At 67.4% G+C, this 384-nt stretch carries 1 protein-coding gene; it reads left to right on the top strand.

The features are described from left to right. The coding region (locus LZ538_RS13160) for a cadherin-like domain-containing protein (RefSeq protein WP_249832492.1) at positions 1–384 on the top strand (384 nt) is incomplete at both ends.

Here is a 384-nt window from a genome sequence, read left to right as displayed (position 1 = left end):
GGGGACCGACAATGCGGTCACCACCAACGAGGACACGACCTACACGTTCGCGGCGGCGGACTTCGGCTTTACGGACCCGAACGACGCTCCGGCGAACAGCCTGCTGGCGGTGAAGATCAGCACGCTGCCTGGGGACGGCACGCTCAAGTATAACGGGGTGGCGATCACCCCGGCGCAGGTGGCGGCCGGGTTCTCGGTGTCGGCGGCGGACCTTGCGGCGGGCAAGCTGACGTTCGTTCCCGACGCCAACGAGAACGGGACGGGCTACGCGAGCTTCACGTTCCAGGTGCAGGACAATGGCGGGGTGGCGAATGGCGGGGTGGACCTCGACCAGAGCGCGAACACGCTGACCATCAACGTGACCAGCGTCAACGACGCGCCGGC

It is taken from the genome of Sphingomonas hankyongi, from assembly GCF_023516575.1.
Classification (GTDB): Bacteria; Pseudomonadota; Alphaproteobacteria; order Sphingomonadales; family Sphingomonadaceae; genus Sphingomicrobium; species Sphingomicrobium hankyongi.
The sequence above is the reverse complement of the archived record's forward strand: the minus strand, read 5'-3'. Positions and strand labels throughout refer to the sequence as shown.